The 21227-nt window shown below is 67.1% G+C and carries 18 protein-coding genes; 10 read left to right on the top strand and 8 right to left on the bottom strand.

Going from position 1 to position 21227, the window contains the following annotated elements:
* Positions 1-96: 96 nt before the first annotated feature.
* Together prpC and prpB are read right to left on the bottom strand one after the other, a co-directional pair.
* The gene (gene prpC, locus AC1DKR_RS08365) at positions 97-1254 is read right to left on the bottom strand and encodes a bifunctional 2-methylcitrate synthase/citrate synthase (protein WP_025877010.1); all 1158 of its coding nucleotides are present in this window, start codon (positions 1252-1254) and stop codon (positions 97-99) included.
* Positions 1255-1289: 35 nt separating this feature from the next.
* Positions 1290-2183: a methylisocitrate lyase gene (gene prpB, locus AC1DKR_RS08360; RefSeq protein WP_478032244.1), complete on the bottom strand. Its 894-nt coding sequence runs from the start codon at positions 2181-2183 to the stop codon at positions 1290-1292.
* A 154-nt stretch (positions 2184-2337) separates the two neighbouring features.
* Here prpB and prpR point away from each other — a divergent pair, with 154 nt between their 5' ends.
* Positions 2338-3921 carry a propionate catabolism operon regulatory protein PrpR gene (gene prpR, locus AC1DKR_RS08355; protein WP_478032242.1) on the top strand — a complete coding sequence of 528 codons (1584 nt, stop codon included), beginning with the start codon at positions 2338-2340 and terminating at the stop codon, positions 3919-3921.
* 120 nt (positions 3922-4041) lie between these two features.
* On the opposite strand, the gene AC1DKR_RS08350 is transcribed toward prpR, so the two are convergent.
* From AC1DKR_RS08350 to pdxH, 3 genes are all read right to left on the bottom strand, one after another.
* Positions 4042-4506 (bottom strand): DoxX family protein, encoded by a 465-nt coding sequence (locus AC1DKR_RS08350; RefSeq protein ID WP_478032240.1) that lies wholly within the window; start codon positions 4504-4506, stop codon positions 4042-4044.
* Positions 4507-4692: 186 nt separating this feature from the next.
* The gene (locus AC1DKR_RS08345) at positions 4693-5040 is read right to left on the bottom strand and encodes a YqfO family protein (RefSeq protein ID WP_312785887.1); all 348 of its coding nucleotides are present in this window, start codon (positions 5038-5040) and stop codon (positions 4693-4695) included.
* Between the two features lie 9 nt (positions 5041-5049).
* Positions 5050-5649 carry a pyridoxamine 5'-phosphate oxidase gene (gene pdxH, locus AC1DKR_RS08340; RefSeq protein WP_447945450.1) on the bottom strand — a complete coding sequence of 200 codons (600 nt, stop codon included), beginning with the start codon at positions 5647-5649 and terminating at the stop codon, positions 5050-5052.
* 40 nt (positions 5650-5689) lie between these two features.
* Between pdxH and AC1DKR_RS08335 the strand changes: the two genes are divergently transcribed.
* Positions 5690-6517, top strand: a complete 828-nt coding sequence (locus AC1DKR_RS08335) for a kinase (RefSeq protein WP_442244601.1) — start codon at positions 5690-5692, stop codon at positions 6515-6517.
* 6 nt (positions 6518-6523) lie between these two features.
* Here AC1DKR_RS08335 and AC1DKR_RS08330 read toward each other — a convergent pair whose 3' ends face one another.
* A complete protein-coding gene (locus tag AC1DKR_RS08330) occupies positions 6524-6727 on the bottom strand; it encodes a dodecin family protein (protein ID WP_025876997.1) in 204 nt (67 codons plus the stop codon).
* 98 nt (positions 6728-6825) lie between these two features.
* Here AC1DKR_RS08330 and AC1DKR_RS08325 point away from each other — a divergent pair, with 98 nt between their 5' ends.
* The 5 genes from AC1DKR_RS08325 (at position 6826) to mdtD (ending at position 11458) form a co-directional block, all read left to right on the top strand.
* The gene (locus tag AC1DKR_RS08325) at positions 6826-7368 is read left to right on the top strand and encodes a shikimate kinase (RefSeq protein ID WP_032976596.1); all 543 of its coding nucleotides are present in this window, start codon (positions 6826-6828) and stop codon (positions 7366-7368) included.
* Positions 7365-8477, top strand: a complete 1113-nt coding sequence (aroB, locus tag AC1DKR_RS08320) for a 3-dehydroquinate synthase (RefSeq protein ID WP_478032236.1) — start codon at positions 7365-7367, stop codon at positions 8475-8477. Before AC1DKR_RS08325 ends, aroB begins: the two co-directional genes overlap by 4 nt.
* A 129-nt stretch (positions 8478-8606) precedes the next feature.
* Positions 8607-8846, top strand: a complete 240-nt coding sequence (locus tag AC1DKR_RS08315) for a WGR domain-containing protein (protein WP_025876992.1) — start codon at positions 8607-8609, stop codon at positions 8844-8846.
* 28 nt (positions 8847-8874) lie between these two features.
* Complete coding sequence (gene hemE, locus AC1DKR_RS08310) at positions 8875-9957, top strand: uroporphyrinogen decarboxylase (RefSeq protein ID WP_312106585.1); 1083 nt, start codon at positions 8875-8877, stop codon at positions 9955-9957.
* A 91-nt stretch (positions 9958-10048) separates the two neighbouring features.
* The gene (mdtD, locus tag AC1DKR_RS08305) at positions 10049-11458 is read left to right on the top strand and encodes a multidrug transporter subunit MdtD (RefSeq protein WP_312106583.1); all 1410 of its coding nucleotides are present in this window, start codon (positions 10049-10051) and stop codon (positions 11456-11458) included.
* 557 nt (positions 11459-12015) lie between these two features.
* Here the strand turns inward: mdtD and AC1DKR_RS08300 are convergent.
* Positions 12016-15546 carry a two-component regulator propeller domain-containing protein gene (locus tag AC1DKR_RS08300; RefSeq protein ID WP_478032231.1) on the bottom strand — a complete coding sequence of 1177 codons (3531 nt, stop codon included), beginning with the start codon at positions 15544-15546 and terminating at the stop codon, positions 12016-12018.
* Between the two features lie 96 nt (positions 15547-15642).
* A complete protein-coding gene (locus tag AC1DKR_RS08295; protein ID WP_478032228.1) occupies positions 15643-19188 on the bottom strand; it encodes a sensor histidine kinase in 3546 nt (1181 codons plus the stop codon).
* A gap of 164 nt (positions 19189-19352) precedes the next feature.
* On the opposite strand from AC1DKR_RS08295, the gene AC1DKR_RS08290 reads away from it, so the two are divergent.
* Genes AC1DKR_RS08290 through AC1DKR_RS08280 form a run of 3 tightly spaced genes read left to right on the top strand, consistent with a single transcriptional unit; the run spans position 19353 to position 21142 of the window.
* Positions 19353-19997: a YceI family protein gene (locus AC1DKR_RS08290; RefSeq protein ID WP_223496183.1), complete on the top strand. Its 645-nt coding sequence runs from the start codon at positions 19353-19355 to the stop codon at positions 19995-19997.
* Positions 19994-20566 (top strand): cytochrome b, encoded by a 573-nt coding sequence (locus AC1DKR_RS08285; protein ID WP_312108391.1) that lies wholly within the window; start codon positions 19994-19996, stop codon positions 20564-20566. The genes AC1DKR_RS08290 and AC1DKR_RS08285 overlap by 4 nt, the downstream gene beginning before the upstream one ends.
* 3 nt (positions 20567-20569) lie before the next feature.
* Positions 20570-21142 carry a YceI family protein gene (locus tag AC1DKR_RS08280; RefSeq protein WP_223496185.1) on the top strand — a complete coding sequence of 191 codons (573 nt, stop codon included), beginning with the start codon at positions 20570-20572 and terminating at the stop codon, positions 21140-21142.
* The last annotated feature ends 85 nt before the right edge of the window (positions 21143-21227 follow it).

The following is a 21227-nucleotide window of genomic DNA, read 5'->3' as shown; positions in this document are numbered from 1 at the left end:
GCTCGTGGCGGGCCGGGTGCCGGCAATACGGCGGTGACGGCATCCGGCCGGCACGGGGCCGGCCGGATGCATGCAGCAGTGCAACAGTGGCGATGATCAGGAACGCTTGTCGATGGCCACGAAGTCGCGATCTTCCGGGCCGATGTAGTTGGCGCTCGGGCGGATGATCTTGCCGTCGATACGCTGTTCGACGATGTGCGCGCTCCAGCCGGCGGTGCGGGCGATCACGAACAGGGGGGTGAACATCGCGGTCGGCACGCCCATCATGTGGTAGCTGACGGCGCTGAACCAGTCCAGGTTCGGGAACATCTTCTTGATGTCCCACATCACCGTTTCCAGGCGCTCGGCGATGTCGTACATCTTCATGCTCGACTGCTCTTCGGACAGTTCGCGGGCGACGTCCTTGATCACCTTGTTGCGCGGATCGGAGACGGTGTAGACCGGGTGGCCGAAACCGATCACCACTTCTTTGCGCTCGACGCGGGCCTTGATGTCTTCCTCGGCTTCGTCCGGATTGTCATAGCGCTTCTGCACTTCGAACGCCACTTCGTTGGCGCCGCCGTGCTTGGGGCCGCGCAGCGCGCCGATGCCACCGCAGATCGCGCTGTACATGTCGCTGCCGGTGCCGGCGATGACGCGGCAGGCGAAGGTCGAAGCGTTGAACTCGTGCTCGGCGTACAGGATCAGCGAGGTGTGCATCGCCTTCACCCACGAATCCTGCGGCTTCTCGCCGTGCAGCAGGTGCAGGAAGTGGCCACCGATGGAGTCATCGTCGGTTTCCACGTCGATCGCACGGCCGTTGTGGCTCCAGTGGTACCAGTACAGCAGCATCGAACCGAGGCAGGCCATCAGCTTGTCGGCGATGTCGCGCGCGCCCGGATGATTGTGATCGTCCTTCTCCGGCGCCACGCAGCCGAGCACGGACACGCCGGTGCGCATCACATCCATCGGGTGCGCCGACGGCGGCAGTTCTTCCAGCGCGGCCTTCACCGCGGCCGGAATGCCACGCAGCGACTTCAGCTTGGCCTTGTACGAAACCAGCTCGGCGCGGGTCGGCAGCTTGCCATGCACCAGCAGGTAGGCGATTTCCTCGAACTCGCTGGTGTTGGCCAGGTCCAGGATGTCGTAGCCACGGTAGTGCAGGTCGTTGCCACTGCGGCCGACGCTGCACAGCGCGGTGTTGCCGGCAGCGGTGCCGGACAGGGCGACGGACTTCTTCGGCTTGAAGGTCGGGGTTGCGGTCGTATCGTTCATGTTTCCCTCCGAAACTTGATGGTGCAGGGTACTGCTTATTTCCTGGCGGCGAACAGCGCATCGAGCTGCTGCTCGAAGGCGTGGTAGCCGATACGGTCATACAGCTCCTCGCGGGTCTGCATGCTGTCGATCAGGTTGCGCTGGTGGCCCTCACGGCGGACCGTCTGGTAGACGTTCTCGGCGGCCTTGTTGGCGGCGCGGAACGCCGACAGCGGGAACAGCTGGATGGCAACGCCGGCCGAGGCCAGCTCGTCGCGGCTGAACAAGGGGGTCGCGCCGAATTCAGTGATGTTGGCCAGTACCGGCACCTTCACCGCATCGACGAAGCGGCGGTAGGTATCCAGGTCATAAGCGGCCTCGGCGAAGATGCCGTCGGCACCGGCTTCGACGCAGGCGATGGCACGTTCGATGGCCTTGTCCACGCCGTCCACCTGGATGGCGTCGGTGCGCGCGATCAGGAAGAAGTCCGGATCGGTCTTGGCATCGGCTGCGGCCTTCACGCGGTCGACCATTTCGCCCTGCGAGACGATCTCCTTGCCCGGGCGATGACCACAGCGCTTGGCGCCGACCTGGTCTTCGATATGGCAGGCGGCCGCGCCAGCCTTGATCAGCGACTTCACGGAGCGCGCGATGTTGAACGCGCTGGGGCCAAAGCCGGTGTCGATGTCGACCATCAGCGGCAGGTCGCAGACGTCGGTGATGCGGCGCACGTCCACCAGCACGTCTTCCAGGGTGTTGATGCCCAGGTCCGGCAGGCCCAGCGAGCCGGCGGCCACGCCACCGCCGGACAGGTAGATGGCACGGAAACCCGCGCGCTTTGCCAGCAGCGCATGGTTGGCGTTGATCGCGCCGATCACCTGCAGCGGCGATTCGGCAGCCAGCGCCTCGCGGAAGCGGGCACCGGCGGAAGAGAGGGTCGAAACGGTCATGCGGCGATCCAGGTTGAAGGACACAGGGGTAAGCGCAAACACCATGCCAACCTGCAAGCGATTGATTTCACGGGGATGACCGGCCCGCAACACTGAAACATATGAAACATTGAAACGGATGTATCATGAAACATCGCCTCCCGGTCTCCGTTGCATGTACCTGCCCCGCTCACCCCTGCGCCACGCCGATGCCGACCCCGGCCGCCCGGTGATCTGGACGGTCAGCGTCTCGCGCCTGACCGGCCTGCTTGGCGATGTCATTCCCGAGTTCGACCGCCGCGCACGCATCGAGCAGATCAACCTGGGCTTCGAGGAAGCCGTGGAAGTGATCGGCCAGCGCCTGCGCCGCGAGCACTGCGACGTGGTGATTGCCGGCGGCTCAAACGCGGCCTGGTTGCGCGGTCGCCTGGACCTGCCGCTGGTACCGATCCACGCCAATGGCTTCGACCTGATGGAAGCGCTGGCGCGCGCCCGCCGCATCGCCCCACGCATCGGCCTGGTCACCCATGCCAGCGACGTGCCGGTGTTCAGCAGCTTCCAGCAGAGCTTCGGCCTGGACATCGAGCACCGCCGCTTCGTTACCCGCGAAGATGCCCGCGACTGCATCGCCGACCTGCGCGCCAACGGCATCGAAGTGATCGTCGGCACCGGCATGGCCATCGACCATGCCGAACAGGCCGGACTGCCCGGCGTGCTGCTGTACTCGGCCGATTCGGTGCGGCAGGCGTTCGAGCATGCGCTGGAGCTGACCCAGGCCATGGCCCGCTCCGGCGGCAACCGGCCGGCTCCGCGCCGCCGCACCGCCCCACGCAACGATGCGCATGCCCTGCTCGGCGACAGCAATGCGATGGCCGACGTGCGCGCACAGATCGCACTGTACGCCCCGCACGACAGCACCGTACTGGTTACCGGCGAGACCGGCACCGGCAAGGAACTGGTTGCACGCCAGCTGCACGCCGCCAGCGGTCGTCGCGGTCGTTTCGTTGCGCTGAACTGCGGCGCGATCAGCGAATCACTGCTGGAAGCGGAGCTGTTCGGCTACAGCGACGGCGCCTTCACCGGTGCGCGTCGCGGGGGGCGCGTCGGCCTGGTCGAGGCGGCCGATGGCGGTACGTTGTTCCTGGACGAGATAGGCGAACTGCCGCTGCCATTGCAGACCCGCCTGCTGCGGGTGCTGGAAGAACGCGAAGTGCTGCGCGTGGGCGCCACCGAACCGACCCCGGTCGACCTGCGCGTGGTCGCCGCCACCCTGCAATCGCTGGAGCAGCGCGCGGCGGCTGGCAGCTTCCGCCGCGACCTGTATTACCGGCTGGCCGCGCTGCGCATCGCACTGCCCACTCTGCGTGCGCGTCGAGGCGATATCCCGCTGCTGACCACCCACTTCTTCCGCGAACTGCGCGGCATCGATGCACCGCTGGATGCAGAAGCGCTGGCCCTGCTCAGCGCTGCCGACTGGCCGGGCAATGTGCGTGAACTGCGCAACCTGGTGGATAGGCTGCGCATCCACTGGCAGCCCGGTGAAGGACTGATCGATGCAGCACGCCTGTTGCAGCTGGCGCCGGAGCTGGTGAGCGAAGGCGCCGCCACACTGCCAGTGGAAAGCAACGGCAAGCGCCCGCCGCGTGCGCAGATGGAAGCGCTGCTGCAGGAACACCGCAATGACCGCGAAGGCATGGCGCAGGCGCTGGGTGTGTCACGCACCACGCTGTGGCGGTGGCTGCGCGCGGAGGGGTTGTAACATCCTGCCGTCTGGTTGGTGCAGAACCGATGCCCGGTGGGTGCCAACCGATCTCTGGTGGGTGCGAACCTTGGTTCGCACCGCTTTTTCCCGAGTACCCCATCCACGCATGGCGTGGATCTACTGGAGCACCGCGCGCGCTTCGATGGCGAACCGTCCACTGCCCACGGCCGCAACCCATAGCAGCAGCACGCCCAGCGGTACTTCGCTCAGGTAGAAGAACCAGCTCAGCCAATCCGGCACGCTCAGCCCCGCAGGAATGCGCGCAATGCCATCGGTGAGCGCCGCTACCGCGCAGATCGCCACCAGCAGCAATGCCGAAGGGCGGGTCAACAGGCCCAGCACCAACAGGCCACCGGCAATCCACTCAATGGCCCCGAGCACCGGCGCGCTGAGTACCGGAAATGGAATGCCCGCATCGACCAGCGTGTGCACCATGCGCTCGCGCCCGGCGTCGGTGAACAGCTTGTTCCAGCCGGATACGCAGAACATCACGCCGGCCACGATGCGGGCGAGCAGCAACAGGAACGCTTCCACGCCTTGGCGCGGCGATGGCACGGCAAACAGGCAACGCCAAGGGGACATGGCAACTCCGGAAATCGAGGGCATCAGTCCGAGTGTGACGTTTGCTGGCCTGCTCGCAGATGAAGCGGGCCGGTCCGTTCGCGACAAACGGCTCTCGCAGTGGTACGCGTTGGAACAATGGCAGTCGTACAGGCTCGACCCTACGATGCAGGTATACCGACCTTTCCATCCACGCATGGCGTGGATCTACCTGGCCAGCAGCAGCTCGATCTCTTCCACTTGCACCACCGGCACCTGCCACGGGTGATGCGGCACGATGCCGTGCTCGAGGATACGCTGTAGCCGCTGCGGATCGCGCGGCAGGCAGAACTCCAGCCGCACGCTGTCGACCACCTCGGTCTGCCCCACCTCGCCCCGCGTGGGGATGGCACCCACGCGTGGCCGGAACTGTTCGAACCCCGGCGCGGACCACCACATGCCGTGCTCGTAATCGCCGGCCACCAGTGCATCCACCGAAAGGATGCCCTGCTTCACCGCCTCCAGGGCAGGCACCGGTACGAACACCACCACGCGATACAGCGGCACGCGTTGCATCACGGTGCCTTACGGGTACAACAAGCGCTTGCTCCAGCGCCCTTCGGCACCGGCTTCGTAGCACCAGCGCTCGTGCAGGCGGAACTGCGCGCCGTACCAGAACTCGATGCGGTCAGGCACCACCCGAAGTCCACTCCAGCCGTCCGGGCGCGGCACGTCCTTGCCCTCGAAGCGCGCCTCGACCTCCGCAACGCGTGCGTCGAACTCCTCGCGCGTGTTCAACGTCTTCGACTGCAGCGACGCCCACGCGCCGATCTGGCTCATGCGCGGACGGCTGGCGAAATACGCGTCGGCCTCGGCATCGGCCACCTGCTCTACGCGTCCCTCGATGCGCACCTGGATGCCGGCCTCGCGCAGGCTGCGCCACAGGAACAGCAGCGCCGCCTGCGGATTGGCCTGCAGCTCGTTGCCCTTGTGGCTGTCCAGGTGGGTGTAGAACACGAAGCCGCGCTCGTCGAACGCCTTCAACAGCACGGTGCGCGCCGATGGCCGGCCCTGCACATCGGCGGTCGCCACGGTCATCGCATTGGGCTCGACTTCGCGGCTCTGTTTCGCTTCTTCGAAAAGGGCGGCAAAGGTCGACAGGGCTTCGGCGTACAGGTCGCTCATGACAGCATTCTTCTCACACGGTTTGGGCTATTGTGGCGGCATGGTCGCCGCTGCGTACATGCCCCAGGTGAAAGGATTCCCCGAAACAGTGGTCGAGCAGGCGCTGGATGACGCGCTGGGCAGCAGCACAGCCGTTCCAGTATTGGCGATCAGCGGCCTGCAGGGGAGCGGCAAATCGACGCTGGCCGCGCAGGTGGTTGCCCGTGCCCAGGCGCGTGGCCTGAACGCCGCAACGCTGTCCATCGACGATGTCTACCTGACCCGCGCACAACGCCAGCGTCTGGCCCGGCAAGTACATCCGTTGTTGATCACCCGTGGCCCACCGGGCACCCACGACCTGCCGCTGGCACATGCGGCACTGGACGCAGTGGCAGCACGACAGCCCTTGGCCCTGCCCCGCTTCGACAAGCTGGCCGACGAGCGCCTGCCCGAAGCGCAGTGGCCGCAGCTGCAAACGCCGCTGGACCTGCTGGTGTTCGAAGGCTGGTTCCTGGGCACCCCGGCGCAGGACGATGCCGAACTGGATGTCCCGCTCAACGCCCTGGAGCGCGAGGCCGATGCCGATGGCCGTTGGCGGCGCTGGTGCAACCAGGCGCTGGCCCGCGACTATCCGGCGCTGTGGCAGCGCTGTGACCGCCTGTGGTTCCTGCAACCCCCTGATTTTTCGGTGGTGCCGCGTTGGCGCTGGCAGCAGGAGCAGAACCTGCAGGCGGCCCAGCCGGGGCGGCACGGTATGAACCGGCCCCAGCTGGAGCGCTTCGTGCAGTACTACGAGCGGGTCAGCCGGCAGGCGTTGCGTGCGCTGCCGGCCATTGCCGACCGGGTAGTGGCGCTGGATGCCCAGCGCCAGGTGCAAGGGCTGCGCTGAGCAGCCTCACTCCACCAGGAAGGTGACCCGCAGGTTCACCCGCCATTCGGTGATCTCACCGTTGCCGTCGGTGACCACCTTGGTCTCGTTGATCCAGGCGCCCTGGATGCCCTTGACCGTCCCGGACACCTTCTTCAAACCGCTGCGCACTGCGTCCTCCACGCTCTTGGGCGAGGACGCATTGATTTCGATGACCTTGGCAACCGACATGGCAGGCACTCCTTCAGGCGCGGGAAACCCCGCAGGAACCTCCACCCTGACGTGAAGAACGTAAAGGCCAAGGCACGGAGGTGTTAGCATCAGAGGGCATGAATCCCGCTCCGAACCTGATCCTGATCGGCCCGATGGGCGCCGGTAAAACCTGCATCGGCCGCCGCCTCGCCGAGCGCTTCACGCTGGACTTCGTCGACGTCGACCAGGCCATCGTCGATGCGACCGGGGCCAGCATCCCCACGATCTTCGAGCATTCCGGCGAAGCAGGCTTCCGCGCCCATGAGCGCCAGGCGCTGGCGCAGGTGCTGGCCGGCCGTGGCCAGCTGGTGTCCACCGGTGGCGGTGCCGTGCTTGACCCGGACAATCGCGCCCTGATCGCCAAGCGAGGCTTTGTCGTCTACCTGCGGGTCAGCGTCGCAGCCCAGCTGGAGCGCCTGTCACGCGACAAGGCCCGGCCACTGCTTCAGCGGCCGGACCGCGAACAGGTGCTGCATGATCTGGCCGCGCATCGCGACCCGCTGTATCGCGACCTCGCCGATGTCACTCTTGATACCGACCCGTTTACCGCCGCCGATGCCACTGCCCAGCTTGTCGTCAAGCTGGCCACGCACTGGCAGCGACAGGACCCCACTGCATGACCTCCCCTGCCCTGCTGCAGGTCGCCGTTGGCGGCGACCGTCCCTACTCCATCACCATCGGTGCCGGCGCCCAGGCCGACGGCGCCGCACTGGCCCACCATGTGCGTGGCCGCCATGTCTTGCTGGTCAGCGACAGCGAGGTTGCTCCGCGCTATCTGGATGCCGTCAGGCAGACGCTGCTGGCCGCACGCCCGGACCTGATCGTGGGTGAGCATGTGCTGGCCGCCGGTGAAGCCTCCAAGACCCTGGCCGAGTTCGGCTCGGTCATCGAGGCGCTGGCCGCGCTCGGCGCGACCCGCGATGCCTGCGTGTTCGCCCTCGGTGGTGGTGTGGTCGGCGACCTCGCCGGCTTTGCCGCGGCCTGCTGGATGCGCGGCGTCGACTGCGTGCAGCTGCCAACCACGCTGCTGGCGATGGTCGACTCCTCGGTGGGCGGCAAGACCGCCGTGGATATTCCGGCCGGCAAGAACCTGGTCGGTGCGTTCCACCCACCGCGTGCGGTGATCGCCGATACCCGCGTGCTGGCCACCCTGCCGCCGCGCGAGCTACGCGCCGGCCTGGCCGAAGTGGTGAAGTACGGCGCACTGGGTGATGCGGTGTTCTTCGAATGGCTGCAGCAGCATGCCGAGGCACTGGCGGCCGGCGAGGATGCGGTCATCGCCGAGGCCATCGCCCGCAGCTGCCGGCACAAGGCCGCCATCGTCGAGCGCGATCCCTTCGAGAAGGGCGAGCGCGCCCTGCTCAATCTTGGCCATACCTTCGGCCACGCCATCGAAACCGAACAGGGCTACTCCGCACCGGGACGCGATGCACTGAACCACGGTGAAGCCGTAGCAGTGGGCATGGTGCTGGCGGCGCGCCTCTCCACCCACCTGGGCCTGGCCGACGACGCCGACCGGGTGCGCCTGCAGGCGCTGCTTGAACAGCTTGGCCTGCCGGTGGCAATTCCCGCCGGGCTGGACCCGCAGGCCCTGCTCGGCCGCATGCGCCTGGACAAGAAGAATGTAGCCGGCCGCCTGCGCCTGGTGCTGTGGCGTGGCATGGGCCGCGCCGAAGTCGTACCGGACGTGGATGAAGCGGCGGTACTGAAGGTGCTGGGCGGCCACTGAGCGGTAGTGCCGGCCGCTGGCCGGCATCCACGCTACACCGCCGACCTTCATGACGTTGCCGGCCAGCGGCCGGCACTACCAGGTCAGCGTTGCGGCAGGGGTCACACCACCCCCGCTACAATCGACACCATGCACGTCCACCTGCAACAACCCGCCGACGGTGCCCAGGCACCGCGCTTCCTGCGCCTGACCCTGGTCCCGGACCTGTTCGGCGGCTGGGAACTGCTGCGTGAATCCGGCCGCGTCGGCGCCCGCTCGCAGCTGCGGCGCGAGCTGTACCTGACGGCCGACGAAGCCCGCCACGCCTACGACAAGGCCCGCGATGCCGAACTGCATCGGGGCTTCCAGATTCTTTCGCACGGCGACTGACTGCGCCGCTGCCCATTTCGCCCAAGGAATGCCCACTGTGACCAGCCCTCTCCGCAACGATCGCCTGCTGCGCGCCCTGCGCCGCGAACCGGTGGACTGCACCCCTGTCTGGCTGATGCGCCAGGCCGGCCGCTACCTGCCGGAGTATCGCGCCACCCGGGCCAAGGCCGGCAGCTTCCTGGCCATGGCCAAGAATCCGGAGATCGCCTGCGAAGTCACCCTGCAGCCGCTGCGCCGCTTCCCGCTGGACGCGGCCATCCTGTTCTCGGACATCCTCACCATTCCCGATGCCATGGGCCTGGAGCTGTACTTCGTCGAAGGCGAAGGCCCGAAGTTCCGTCACCCGGTGCGCGATGAAGCGGCCATCGCCAAGCTGGCGGTACCGGACATGGAGCAGGATCTGGGCTATGTGATGGACGCGGTGCGCCTGATCCGCCGCGAACTGGATGGCCAGGTGCCGCTGATCGGTTTCTCCGGCAGCCCGTGGACGTTGGCCTGCTACATGGTCGAAGGCGGCGGCAGCAAGGATTTCGCGCGCATCAAGGCGATGGCGCTGAACCATCCGCAGGCCCTGCACCGCCTGCTGGAGGTAACCACCGACGCGGTGATTGCCTACCTCGGCGCGCAGCGCGCCGCCGGTGCGCAGGCACTGCAGGTGTTCGACACGTGGGGCGGCGTGCTGTCGCCGGCGATGTACCGCGAGTTCTCGCTGCGCTACCTGCAGCGTATCGCCGAAAGCCTGGAGCGCGGCGAAGGCAGCGAGCGCACGCCACTGATCCTGTTCGGCAAGGGCACCGGCCTGCACCTGGAAGCGCTGTCGCAGACCGGCGCCGATGCGCTCGGCCTGGACTGGACGCTGGACCTGGACGAAGCGCTGCGCCGCACCGGTGGCCGCGTAGCCCTGCAGGGCAACCTGGACCCGACCACGTTGTATGCCACGCCCGATGCGATCGCCGCAGCGGCCGCACGTGTGCTCGACACCTATGCCGCCGGCAACGGTGGTTCGCGCGAGGGCCATGTGTTCAACCTCGGCCATGGCATGTCGCCGGACATGGACCCGGCCCATGTACAGGTGCTGGTCGACGCGGTGCACGCGCACAGCCAACGCTGAACATCCCGCATGCGGTCACGGCGCGATGTTGATCGCGCCGTGACCCGCAGTGCGCGATCATGGCGCCCCCACGTTGCACCGGCCACGCCCCATGTCCACAGCGCCATCGACCTACACCCGCCAGCGTCCCCTGCTGTGGCTGGTTTCGCTGGCGATCTTCATGCAGATGCTGGACTCGACCATCGTCAACACGGCCTTGCCGGCGATGGCGGCCAGCCTCGGCGAAAGCCCGCTGCAGATGCAGTCGGTGGTCTTCAGCTACGCGCTGGCAGTGGCCACCTTCATTCCCGCCTCCGGCTGGATCGCCGACCGCTACGGCACCCGTCGCACCTTCCTGGTGGCGATCATCCTGTTCACCCTCGGCTCGCTGGCCTGCGCGATGGCGCAGCAGCTGCATCAGCTGGTGGCCGCGCGCGTACTGCAGGGCATCGGCGGCGCGATGCTGCTGCCGGTCGGGCGCCTGGCGGTGATGCGATCGGTGCCACGCGAGGACTTCCTGCGTGCGATGAGCTTCATCGCCATTCCCGCACTGGTGGGTCCGCTGATCGGCCCCACGCTGGGCGGTTGGCTGGTCGAGATCGCCTCGTGGCACTGGGTGTTCCTGATCAACCTGCCGATCGGTGTCATCGGCTTCATCGCGGCGATGAAGATCATGCCCGACCACTACGCCAGCCACCGCACCCGGTTCGACCTTCGCGGCTACGCCATGCTGGCCTTTGCGATGGTGGTGCTGTCGCTGGCACTGGATGGAATTTCCGGGCTCGGCACACCACACGCGCTGGTGATGCTGATGACCGTGGCCGGCCTGGCCGCGCTGGTCGGCTACTGGCTGCACGCAGCAAACTCAACGGCGCCGCTGTTCTCCCTGGCACTGTTCCGCGTGCCCAGCTACCGCATCGGCATTCTCGGCAACCTGTTCTCACGCATCGGCAGCAGTGCCATGCCGATGCTGATCCCGCTGCTGCTGCAGGTCGGCCTTGGCCTCGGGCCGATGAACGCCGGCCTGATGATGGTGCCCGTGGCCGCCGCAGGCATGGTGTCGAAGAAGCTGGCGGTGAAACTGGTTGAACGCTACGGCTATCGCCGCGTGCTGATGACCAACACCGTGCTGGTCGGCCTGGCGATGGCCAGCTTCATCTTGATGACACCGGGCCAGCACCTGTCCGTGCGCCTGCTGCAGCTGGCCTTCTTCGGTGCGGTCAATTCGCTGCAGTTCACCGTGATGAACACCGTCACCCTGCGCGACCTCGACCGCGAGTTCGCCAGTTCCGGCAACAGCCTGTTGTCGATGGTGATGATGCTCGCCGCCGGCTTCGGTGCCGCCGCTGCGGGCAGCCTCCTGGCCGCGTTCGGCACGCAGCTGGAAGGCCATGGCGCGACGGCGGCACTGCATGCCACGTTCCTGTGCGTGGGCGCGATCACGCTCACGTCGACGCTGATCTTCTGGCAGTTGCCCGACACCAAGCCCGAGCCGCGCCAGGTAGAAGAAGTAGCGGAGTAGAGGGTTCGGCAGGGCTGCGCCCTGCACCTGCAGAGGCCGAAGCAAGGGCGACGGCAACAGCACAACAGCAACAGCGGGTATTCCGTGGGATGGCGGGGCGGTGTCGGATTGCGGGGACGCCGTAAACCCATCCATGGGGGCTTGGCAGCCGCATCCATGCGGCTGACACCCCGCAATCCGACACCGCCCCACCTCCGACAGTTTCCCGACGTCTGGTAGATCCACGCCATGCGTGGATGAATCTCTGTCAGATATCGAAATAATTCTGGGGTCAGGTCCGTTTTCCTGCGGGAAACGGATCTGACCCCATGCCGTTCCCGTGCCGCCCACCAACAGCAACACAGAACGCCGTTCCGACAGATCGCAAAAATCTGTCGAAGGCGGGGTGGGTCCGGTGGCGGGGGCGTGAGCGCCATGGATGGCGCGACCGAGCTTACAGGGACGTACTTGCAGCGTCCCCCGCCACCGGGCCCACCCCGCCATCCCACGGATCGCCCGCTTTTGACGTTGCCGTTGCCGTTGATTCGGCGGGTGCAGGGCGCAGCCCTGCCGAACCCCTACCTCCCCAGCACGCGGGCGATCGCTTCCACCAGCAGCTCACCGGTCACCGGCTTGCGCAGGAACCCCCCGATGCCGGCTGCTTCCACCTGTTGCTGCAGATCAGGGTCGGTGCGCGCGGTCACCGCCAGCAGCGGCAGCGTGTAACCCTGGTTGCGCAGATGCTGGGCCAGTTCGAAACCGCTCAGGCCCGGTAGATCCAGATCGAGCAGACCGACGTCGAAATCACCCGCGCTGATTTCACGCAGTGCGGCCAGCGCATGGGCAGCGTGGATCACCTCATGGCCGCGGGTGGTGAGCAGGCCACACATCACATCGGCCACGGTCGCATCGTCCTCCACCAGCAACACCCGCAGCGGCGGCATGTTGACCACAGCAGCGGCGGCATCACTGCCGGCACCATCTTCGCCGGCGGCAACCTGCTGCAGCGGCAACGGCAGGCTGACACCGAAGCAGGTACCGCTGCCCAGCTGGCTTTCCACCCGGATCCGGCCCTGCATGGCCAGTGCCAGCTCGCGGCAGATCGCCAGGCCCAGGCCACTGCCACCGTACTGCGCGGCAGTGCGCGCGCCGTCAGCCTGCTCGAAGCGCCGGAACAACCGTTGCTGCTGCTCCTGGCTGATGCCCGGACCGGTATCGCGCACCTCGAAATGCAATCCACGCGGCCCTTCCTCGCAACGCGCGTGCAGCGTGATGCTGCCGCGGCTGGTGAACTTGACCGCGTTGGACAGCAGGTTGAGCAGGATCTGCCGCACCCGCATCGCATCACCGGTCGCCTGCAGCCCTGCAGGCAACTGGTTGTCGAGGACGAACCGCAGGCCCTTCTGTGCAGCCAGCGGCCCCATCAGCGCGGCCAGATCCTGCAGCAGGCGATTGAGCGCGAACGCATTGGACTGCAGCTCCAGGCGCCCCGATTCGATCCGCGCCAGGTCCAGCGCATCGTTGACCAGATGCAGCAGGTGCTCACCCGCATGCCGGATCGACTGGGTGTAACCGCGCTGCTGCGGATCCAGCGGCGAGGCCAGCAACAGTTCACTCATGCCCAGCACCCCGGTCATCGGCGTGCGGATTTCATGGCCGAGATTGGCAAGGAAGCGCGTCTTGGCCGCCGATGCATGTTCGGCGAGATCCTGCTTGTGCAGGGCGAGCTGGTAGGCGTGCTGGCGCTGCAGCCGGCGCCGGTACAACCAGGCAAACCAGCTGGTCAGCAGCAACCCGATCGAGGCCAGCACCAGCAGGCCGGACAAGCTGCGCCACCATGGCGGCTGCACGTGGAATTCCAGGGTCTGCACCCGCGACCACACGTGGTCGGCCGAACGCGCCTGTACTTCCAGCCGATAGGCGCCGGGTGGCAGGCGCGAGAACAGGCGCTCGCCTGCCGGGCCCACCTCGACCCAATCCGGGTCGTAGCCGGCCAACCGGTAGCGGTAGGTGTTGGAAGCCGAATCGGCGAAGGACAACAAGCGCGCGACGATACGCAGGTCGCGGTCACCATCGGCGATCTGCAGCGGCGTGTCATGGGTCAGGTCCAGCAGCTGCTCGTTGCGGCGCACTTCCACCCGCTCGATCACCAGCGGCGCGCGCCGGGTGGAAGGCCGCACCTGCTCGGGATCGAACACCACCACACCGGCGGGTGTACCCGCCACCATGCGCCCAGCGGCGGTGGCGATCAGGGTGTGCTCGCGGAACTCCTGGCTGGGCAGCCCATCGTGCACCCCGTACAGACGCACGCTTTCGCCATCGGCACTCACCCGCACCAGGCCACGGGCACTGGTGGCCCACGCCACGCCCTGCGCGTCGACCACCAGGCCGGTAGCGGAAATCGCCGGATAGCCCTGCTCGGCGCCCACCACCGCCTGCCTTTCCAGCCGGCCCTGGCTCCAGAGATACCGCGACAGGCGACCATCCTCGGACAACCAGACCTGCCCGTCCTTGCCGACGTGCAGCGCATACACCGCCGTGGCCGGCGCACCAGGCACCGGCTGGAAGCGCTGCGCATCCGGTTGCCATTGCAGCAGGCCGCGACTGCTTGCCAGCCAGATCCGGTCCTGCGGACCGCACTCCACGTCCAGATTGAGCTGACCGGCCTGCAGACCATCCCGGCCGTTTTCCAGCTGCCGGCGCACATGCCCATCCAGGTCACGCTGCTGCAGGCCCGCTGCCAGCATCAACCACAGGCTGTCGCCATCGCAGGTCATCATCGCCTCGATGTTGCCCTCCATGGTCGCATCCGCACCGGAATCCCGCCCCCAGCGCCGCAGCTCGCCCCGACGCGGGTCGTAGCGAATCAAGGCGTCGGTCGAACCCACCCATACCTGTCCCTGCCGGTCTTCGCGCACCGACGTCAGCCAGTGCATGCCGTTGACGAAGGTGCGGTGCTGCTCGATCACGCCCGTGCGTGGATTAAAACGATCCAGCGCGCCATGGCTGCCGACGGTCCACACGTCACCATTGCTGGAGGGGCTGGTACCCAGCACATAGGAATTGCGCAGCGAGGACGGATCGTCCTCCAGCCGCGAGAACACCGAGAACTGCCACCAGCGCGGAAGCAGGTGCCACAGGCCGGCATTGGTACTGGCCAGCCAGATGCCGCCTTCGCGGTCCTCATAGGCGCCGGTCCAGTTCGGCCGCACCAGGCCGCGGGCGATGGCGCTGTACAGCGGGACTGTCTGGTACCGGCCATCGATGCCTCGGCCCAGGCCGCTGCGCGTATCCAGCCAGTGCCCGCCCTGCTCGTCGCGCAGCATCATGCCCAGCACCTGGTCGCCGGCCGGCAATGTCCAGGGCACGGATTCGAAACGGCCATCCGGGCGCCGCACGGTGGCCCCGGCCAGCGTGCTGATCCAGAGGCTGCCATCCGGTTCGGCGGTCAGTCCATTGATCAGCAGGCTGGGCACCAGATCGCCGCCGATGCGTTCGAAATCGGTGCCGGTCCAGCGCGCCACGCCATGCTTGGTGCCGACCCACAGGCTGCCGTCGGCAAGCGTGGCCAGGTAGGGTACCGATGCGGCCGGTACGCTGCGCGGGTTGTTCGCTTCGGGCAGGAACCGCTGCAGACGATCATTGTTGTCCAGTCGATACAGGCCGCCCTCGTGGGTGCCAAACCAGATCGCGCCATCCGGCGTCGCAGCGAGGCTCCAGATCGTGTTGCTGCCCATCAGCGGCTGGCTGCTGCGGTCATAGAAGCGCAGCTGTCGGCGGTCGGCCGACATCCGCACCAGGCCGGCATTTTCAGTGCCGATCCACAGCTCGTTGCGGGCATCGACCAGCACGCTCCAGATGCGGTTGTCGCGCAGGCCGTCCTCGGAACGCCAGATGCGGTAGTTGCGCCCGTCGTAGCGGGCCAGGCCATCGTTGGTGGCAATCCACAGGTAGCCGTAGCGGTCTTCGGCCATGCGGTTGACGGTGTTGGATGGCAACCCATCGAACACGGTGACCTGCCGCGGCGAAGGCGGCACCGGCTGCGCGGCAGCGGGCGCCAGGCAGCACAGCAGCAGCATCAGCAGCGTCACTGCCCGCAGATACACCACCGATGGCCTCCTCACGCTGCTGTTGATGATGCCCACGCCGTGGGCGTCGGCATGGTAAACCGAAAGTTGCGGGATTCACGCCGCAGGATGCCGTACTCAGCTGATGATCTGGCGTTTACTGCGCGCCTGGGCGATCGCCGCAACCAGCAGATCGCCGGTCACTGGCTTGCGCAGGAAACCATCGAATCCGGCCGCAAGCACCTGCGTCTCGGCATAGGTGTCCGAGCGCGCAGTAACGGCCACCAACGGCAACTCGTAGCCCAGCGCGCGCAGCTGGCGGGCGATGGCGGTGCCGTCGAGTGCAGGCAGGTCGAGGTCGAGCAGGCCGACATCGAAGCCCTCGGTGGAAATCTCCGACAGCGCGCCCAGGCCATGCAGCACGTGCACCACCTCATGGCCCCGGCTGCGCAGCAGGCCGGCAATGACCTCGGCAACGGTTGCATCATCCTCGACCAGCAGGATCCGCAGTGCAGGCAGCGTCGGCAACGCCACCTCGCCATCGCTGGAGGCCTGCTGCCTGCTCCATGGCAGCGGCAGCCGCACGGCGAAACGTGCACCACGTCCCGGCTGGCTGTCGACATCGATGCGGCCGCCCATCGCCACCGCCAGCTCCTGGCAGATCGCCAGGCCCAGCCCACTGCCGCCATAGCGCGAGGCGGTACGCGGGCCATCCGCCTGTTCGAAGCGGTGGAACAGGCGCTGCTGCTGCTCGGCATTGATGCCCGGCCCGCTGTCGCTGACCTCGAAGGTCACCATGCCGCCGTTCTCGTCCAGGCGCGCCGCCAGACCGACATGGCCGCGCTCGGTGAACTTGATCGCATTGCCCAGCAGGTTCAGCAGGATCTGGCGGATGCGCATCTCATCGCCACTGATGCAGATCGGGCCTGGCAGGTCCCCCTCACGCTGGAAGGCCAGCCTGCGCTGCTGCGCCATCGGCTGCATCAGCGCCTGCACCTGGTCCAGCAGTCCGCCCAGGTCGAACGGCCGGATGTCCAGTTCCAGTCGGCCGGCCTCGATCCGTGCCAGGTCCAACGCGTCGTTGACCAGGCGCAGCAGATGGCTGCCGGCCTGCTGGATCGAGCCGGCATAGCTGCGCTGCACCGGGTCAAGTTCGGTGGCAAGCAGTAGTTCGCTCATGCCCAGTACGCCGGTCATCGGCGTGCGAACCTCGTGGCCAAGGGTCGCCAGGAAGCGGCTCTTGGCCTGCGATGCCTGCTCGGCGATCTGCTGCTTGTGCACCGTCAACTGCCACTGCTGCCGCCGCCGCAACCGCCTGCGGATCAACCACAGCAGTGCCAACAGCAACAGCGAGCCAAGCATCACATAGCCGAAGATCGCCATGCTGCTGCGCCACCAGGGGGGCAATACCTTTATGTGCAGCTGCTGCGAGGGCGTCCACGGGCCACTGGCCGATGCGGCCTGCACCTCGATCGAATAGGCCCCGGGTGGCAGCCGCGACAACGTGCGTTGGCCATCCCCGCCCTGTTCGACCCAGTTCTGGTCGTATCCCTCCACCCGGAACCGATAGCGGTTGCCCTGCGGGCTGGCGTAGGACAGCAGCCGCGCATCGATCTGCAGATCACGGTCATCGGGCCCCAGCAACAGCAGACCGGAGGTCGGCAGGGGCTGCCAGCCGCGCGCATCATCGCGACGGACGCGAACCTGCGCGATCACCAGTTGCGACGGTGGCAGTTCGGCGTCGGCGGCATTCGGATCGAAGCCCACCATACCGGTCTGGGTAACGGCCAGTACCCGGCCATCGGCAGCGATCGCCGGCGGGCGTCCGGTGAACTCGGCATCGAGCAGGCCGTCGCGCTCGTTGAAGATCTGCAGGCGACGCTGTTTCGGATCCCAGCGCAGCAGGCCACGGGGCGTCGTCGCCCACAACTGCCCGTTGCCGGCCAGGGCCAGCCCTCCCATGCTGACCGGCGGCACGCCGGCACTGGCATCGACGCGCTGGATAAGGCGCAGGCTGAGGCCATCCCACTGGTAACGCTCAAACGCGCCCTGGCGTGCGATCCACATCTGCCGGGGATCGATCCATACCAGATCGTAGATGGGCCCCTTGGAAACGCCAGGTACTGCTTCGAAGCGCTCCCCCTGTTCGCGCCAGATGCCCATCTCCCCGACCACCCAGGCCCGCCCGGCAGCATCGAAGCGGATCTGCTCGACCGGCGCATCAGTGCTGCCTCGCAGCGTAGCCCCGTCGAAACTGCGCAACAGGCGGCCATCGGCACTTCGCTGTTGCAGGCCCAGGTTCATTACCGAGACCCATACCGTGCCATCGGGCGCCTGCCGCATCAGGTCGATCCGCTGCCGAAGATCGGCGCCGCCGCCAATGCGCCAGTCGCGCAGCACACCGGTGGCCGGATCGTAGACGCTGATGCGCCCCGCGCGGCCGAGCCAGAGCCTGCCGTCGGGACGCGGCAGTACCGACCACACCGCGCCGCTGCCCAGTTCGCGGTCGCTGGCCAGCAGGCTCAACGTCCCCTGTGCATCGATCTGGTAAACGCCATGGGCAGATCCGACGTAGTAGCTGCGACCGTCGCTGGCAGCACTCAACAGGTACTGGCTGTCCAGCGGCTTGCCGTCGAACTGGTACCAGGTCGAAAAGCGTCGCCAGTCGGGCGGCAGGTAAGCCAGACCCTGGGTCAACAGTGCTACCCAGAGCCCGCCCTCATGGTCCTGCAGCAGGTCGAGCACGCCACTATGGCCGGTCAGGAAGCCACTGCCACGGTCCCCTTCCAGCCTGCGCAACACCTCGCCGTCACCACGCAGCAGGCCATCGGAGGTTCCCGCCCAGTAGCCTCCGTGGCTGTCGGCCAGGACCAGTGCCGAGCGCAGGCGGGCACTGTCGGACCAGGCCGGTCGCGTTACCCGATCCTGCGCATCGATGCGGTACAGGCCGTCGTTCTGTGTACCGACCCAGATCGCGCCATCGGCATCGCGGCTCAGCCGCAGCACACTGACCGCTTTCAGTTCCCGCGGTGCCACGGCCTCGAAGAGGTGGCCGTTCCAACGCGCCACACCGGCTTCGGTTCCCACCCACAGCCGTCCCTGCGCGTCGACCAGACTGCTGAAGATCGTGTTGCTCGGCAGTCCGCCGGACTGTGCCGGATCATGCTGGAAATGGCGCAACGAGCCGTCTTCGCCGAAGCGGCAGACCCCATGGCTGCTGCTGCCGATCCACAGCGCGTTCTCGGCATAGGCCAAGGTCCAGAACTGCCCTTGGCAGCCTTCGGTGACGGACTCGAAGGTCTTGAAGCGCTCGCGGTCGGCATCCAGGCGGGCCATTCCCTTGCCGTTGATGCCAACCCACACCCGGTCGAGCGGGTCGATCAGCAGGGTTTCGATCTCGTTGCCGGGCAGTGAATCCGGTTGTGCCGGGTCGTGCTGCCAGACCCGCAGCTCCCCACCGTCATAGCGGGCCAGGCCGCCGTCGGTGGCGGCCCACACGCGGCCCTGTCGGTCTTCGGCCAGCGCCACCACCATGCGCGAGGGCAATCCCTCGGCCGCGCCGAAACGGCGCAGGCGCGGTGTTTCACCGGCCATGTCCAAGGTCGCCGCTGCAGCCGAAAGCGCCAACAGCACCAGACCTGCTCCTGCAATGCCTTGGCACCACCGGCGCCAGCCGCTCGTCATCCTGAACCCCCTGTCCTGTGCCGATTGTCACACAGGGCTGCAGCCATCGCTGCAACAGCCTGTTTCCGGCCACATCGGCACCACGAACTGTTGCAGCCGTGCACACAGCGTTGCGCAGGGGCTGTGGGTATGATCGAACGGTCTTTTTCCCGGAGCCCCCGCCGATGCGCCACTGCCTGGCCCTGCTGCCGATGCTGCTTGCCATCGCCCCCGCCTGGGCGGGCAACGATGCCTACCGCATCGATCCGGTGCACACCCGGGTGCTGTTCGCGATCGACCATGCCGGTTACTCGCAGGCACTGGGCACGATCTCCGGAAGCCAGGGCCAACTGCACTTCGATAGCGACAACTGGCGCGAGGCGACGCTGGACGTCGAGATTCCGGTAGCGCGATTGGACCTTGGCGATGCCAAGTGGAACCAGGCCACGCTGGCGCGCAGCCTGCTCGATGGCGACCGCTTCCCCACCGCCCGCTTCGTCTCCCGCCATGTCGAACCGATCGACGCCCGCCATGCACGCGTACTGGGCACCCTGACCCTGCGCGGGGTCAGCCAGGAGGTCGCGCTGGAAGTGACGTTGAACCAGATCAAACGCTACCCGCTACCACCGTTCCGGCGTACTGCGGGGTTTTCCGCTACGACGACGCTGAGCCGGCGCGCCTTCGGCATCACCGCCTGGCCTGGCGTGATCGGCGATGCGGTGCAGGTGCGGATCGAGGCTGAAGCCACCCTCGACCGCAGCGACGCTCCGGGAACTCCCATGCCTCAACCCCACTCCGACAGCCAGACGGCCACCAAGGACCCTTCATGACCGCCAAGAACACCCCTGCCGCCTGGGGGAGTGTCAGCCAGACCCTGCACTGGCTGATCGCACTGCTGATCCTCGCCCTGGGCATCGTCGGCCTGACCATGGGCGAGCTGCCCAAGACGCCCAAGTATTTCTGGGTCTATACCGCGCACAAGTCGATCGGCATCACCGTGCTGGCACTGGTGGTGCTGCGCCTGGGCTGGCGCCTGTATGCCGGTGCCCCCAAGCCGGTACCGGGCGTGCCCAGCTGGCAGGAGCGCATCGCCAGCGCCACCCATGTGCTGCTGTACGTGCTGATGTTCGCCATCCCGTTGTCGGGCTGGCTGTACGACTCGGCCAGTGGCCTGCGCCCGTTCCGCTGGTTCGGGCTGGTCGACGTGCCCAAGCTGAGCGGACCGGACCCGCAGGTCGTGGCGGTTTCCCATACCCTGCACGAATACGGCTTCTGGCTGTTGATCGCGGTGGTGCTGGCCCATGCCGGCGCTGCCTTCTACCACCACATGTTCCAGCGCGATGCCACCCTGTCCCGGATGCTGCCGCGTGGCTGGCTTGCCCCTCCCCAGAAGGACTGACCAATGAACCTGAAACTGACCACCCCGGCCGCCGTGGCTGCCGCCCTTGCCGGCATGCTCGCCACCGCACCGGTGCTCGCCGCCGATTACACCCAGGCACCTGGTGCCGGTTCGTTCCTCGCCTTTGCCACCAAATACGATGGTGAAGTGTTCACCGGCAGCTTCCCGGGCTTTGCCACCAAGCTCAGCTTCGACCCGGCCAATCCGTCCGCAGGTTCGCTGGACGTGGTTATTCCCCTGGCCGGCGCCAAGAGCGGCAACAGCGACCGCGACTCGACCCTGAAGGAAGCGGACTTCTTCAACGTCGGCAAGTTCGCTACCGCGCGCTACACCGCAAAGGGCTTCCGCGCGCTCGGCAACGACCAGTTCGCCGCCGATGGCACGCTGGAACTGCGCGGCGTGAGCAAGCCGGTCACCTTCACCTTCACCTGGAAGCCCGGCGCGCAGCCTGTGTTGACCGGCAAAGCCACGGTCAAGCGCCTGGACTTCGGTGTCGGCGGCGGCGACTGGGCCGATACCAAGACCATCCCGGACGAAACCGCGATCAGCACGATCGTGAAGTTCGACGCGAAATGAGCAACGGGCCGGGGCACGGCCCCGGCCACCTCCTGTAGTGTGCCGGCCGCTGGCCGGCAACTACATGGACCCAGGCAGCCGCTGG

It is taken from the genome of Stenotrophomonas sp. 01N47 (assembly GCF_056399165.1).
The sequence above is the reverse complement of the archived record's forward strand: the minus strand, read 5'-3'. Positions and strand labels throughout refer to the sequence as shown.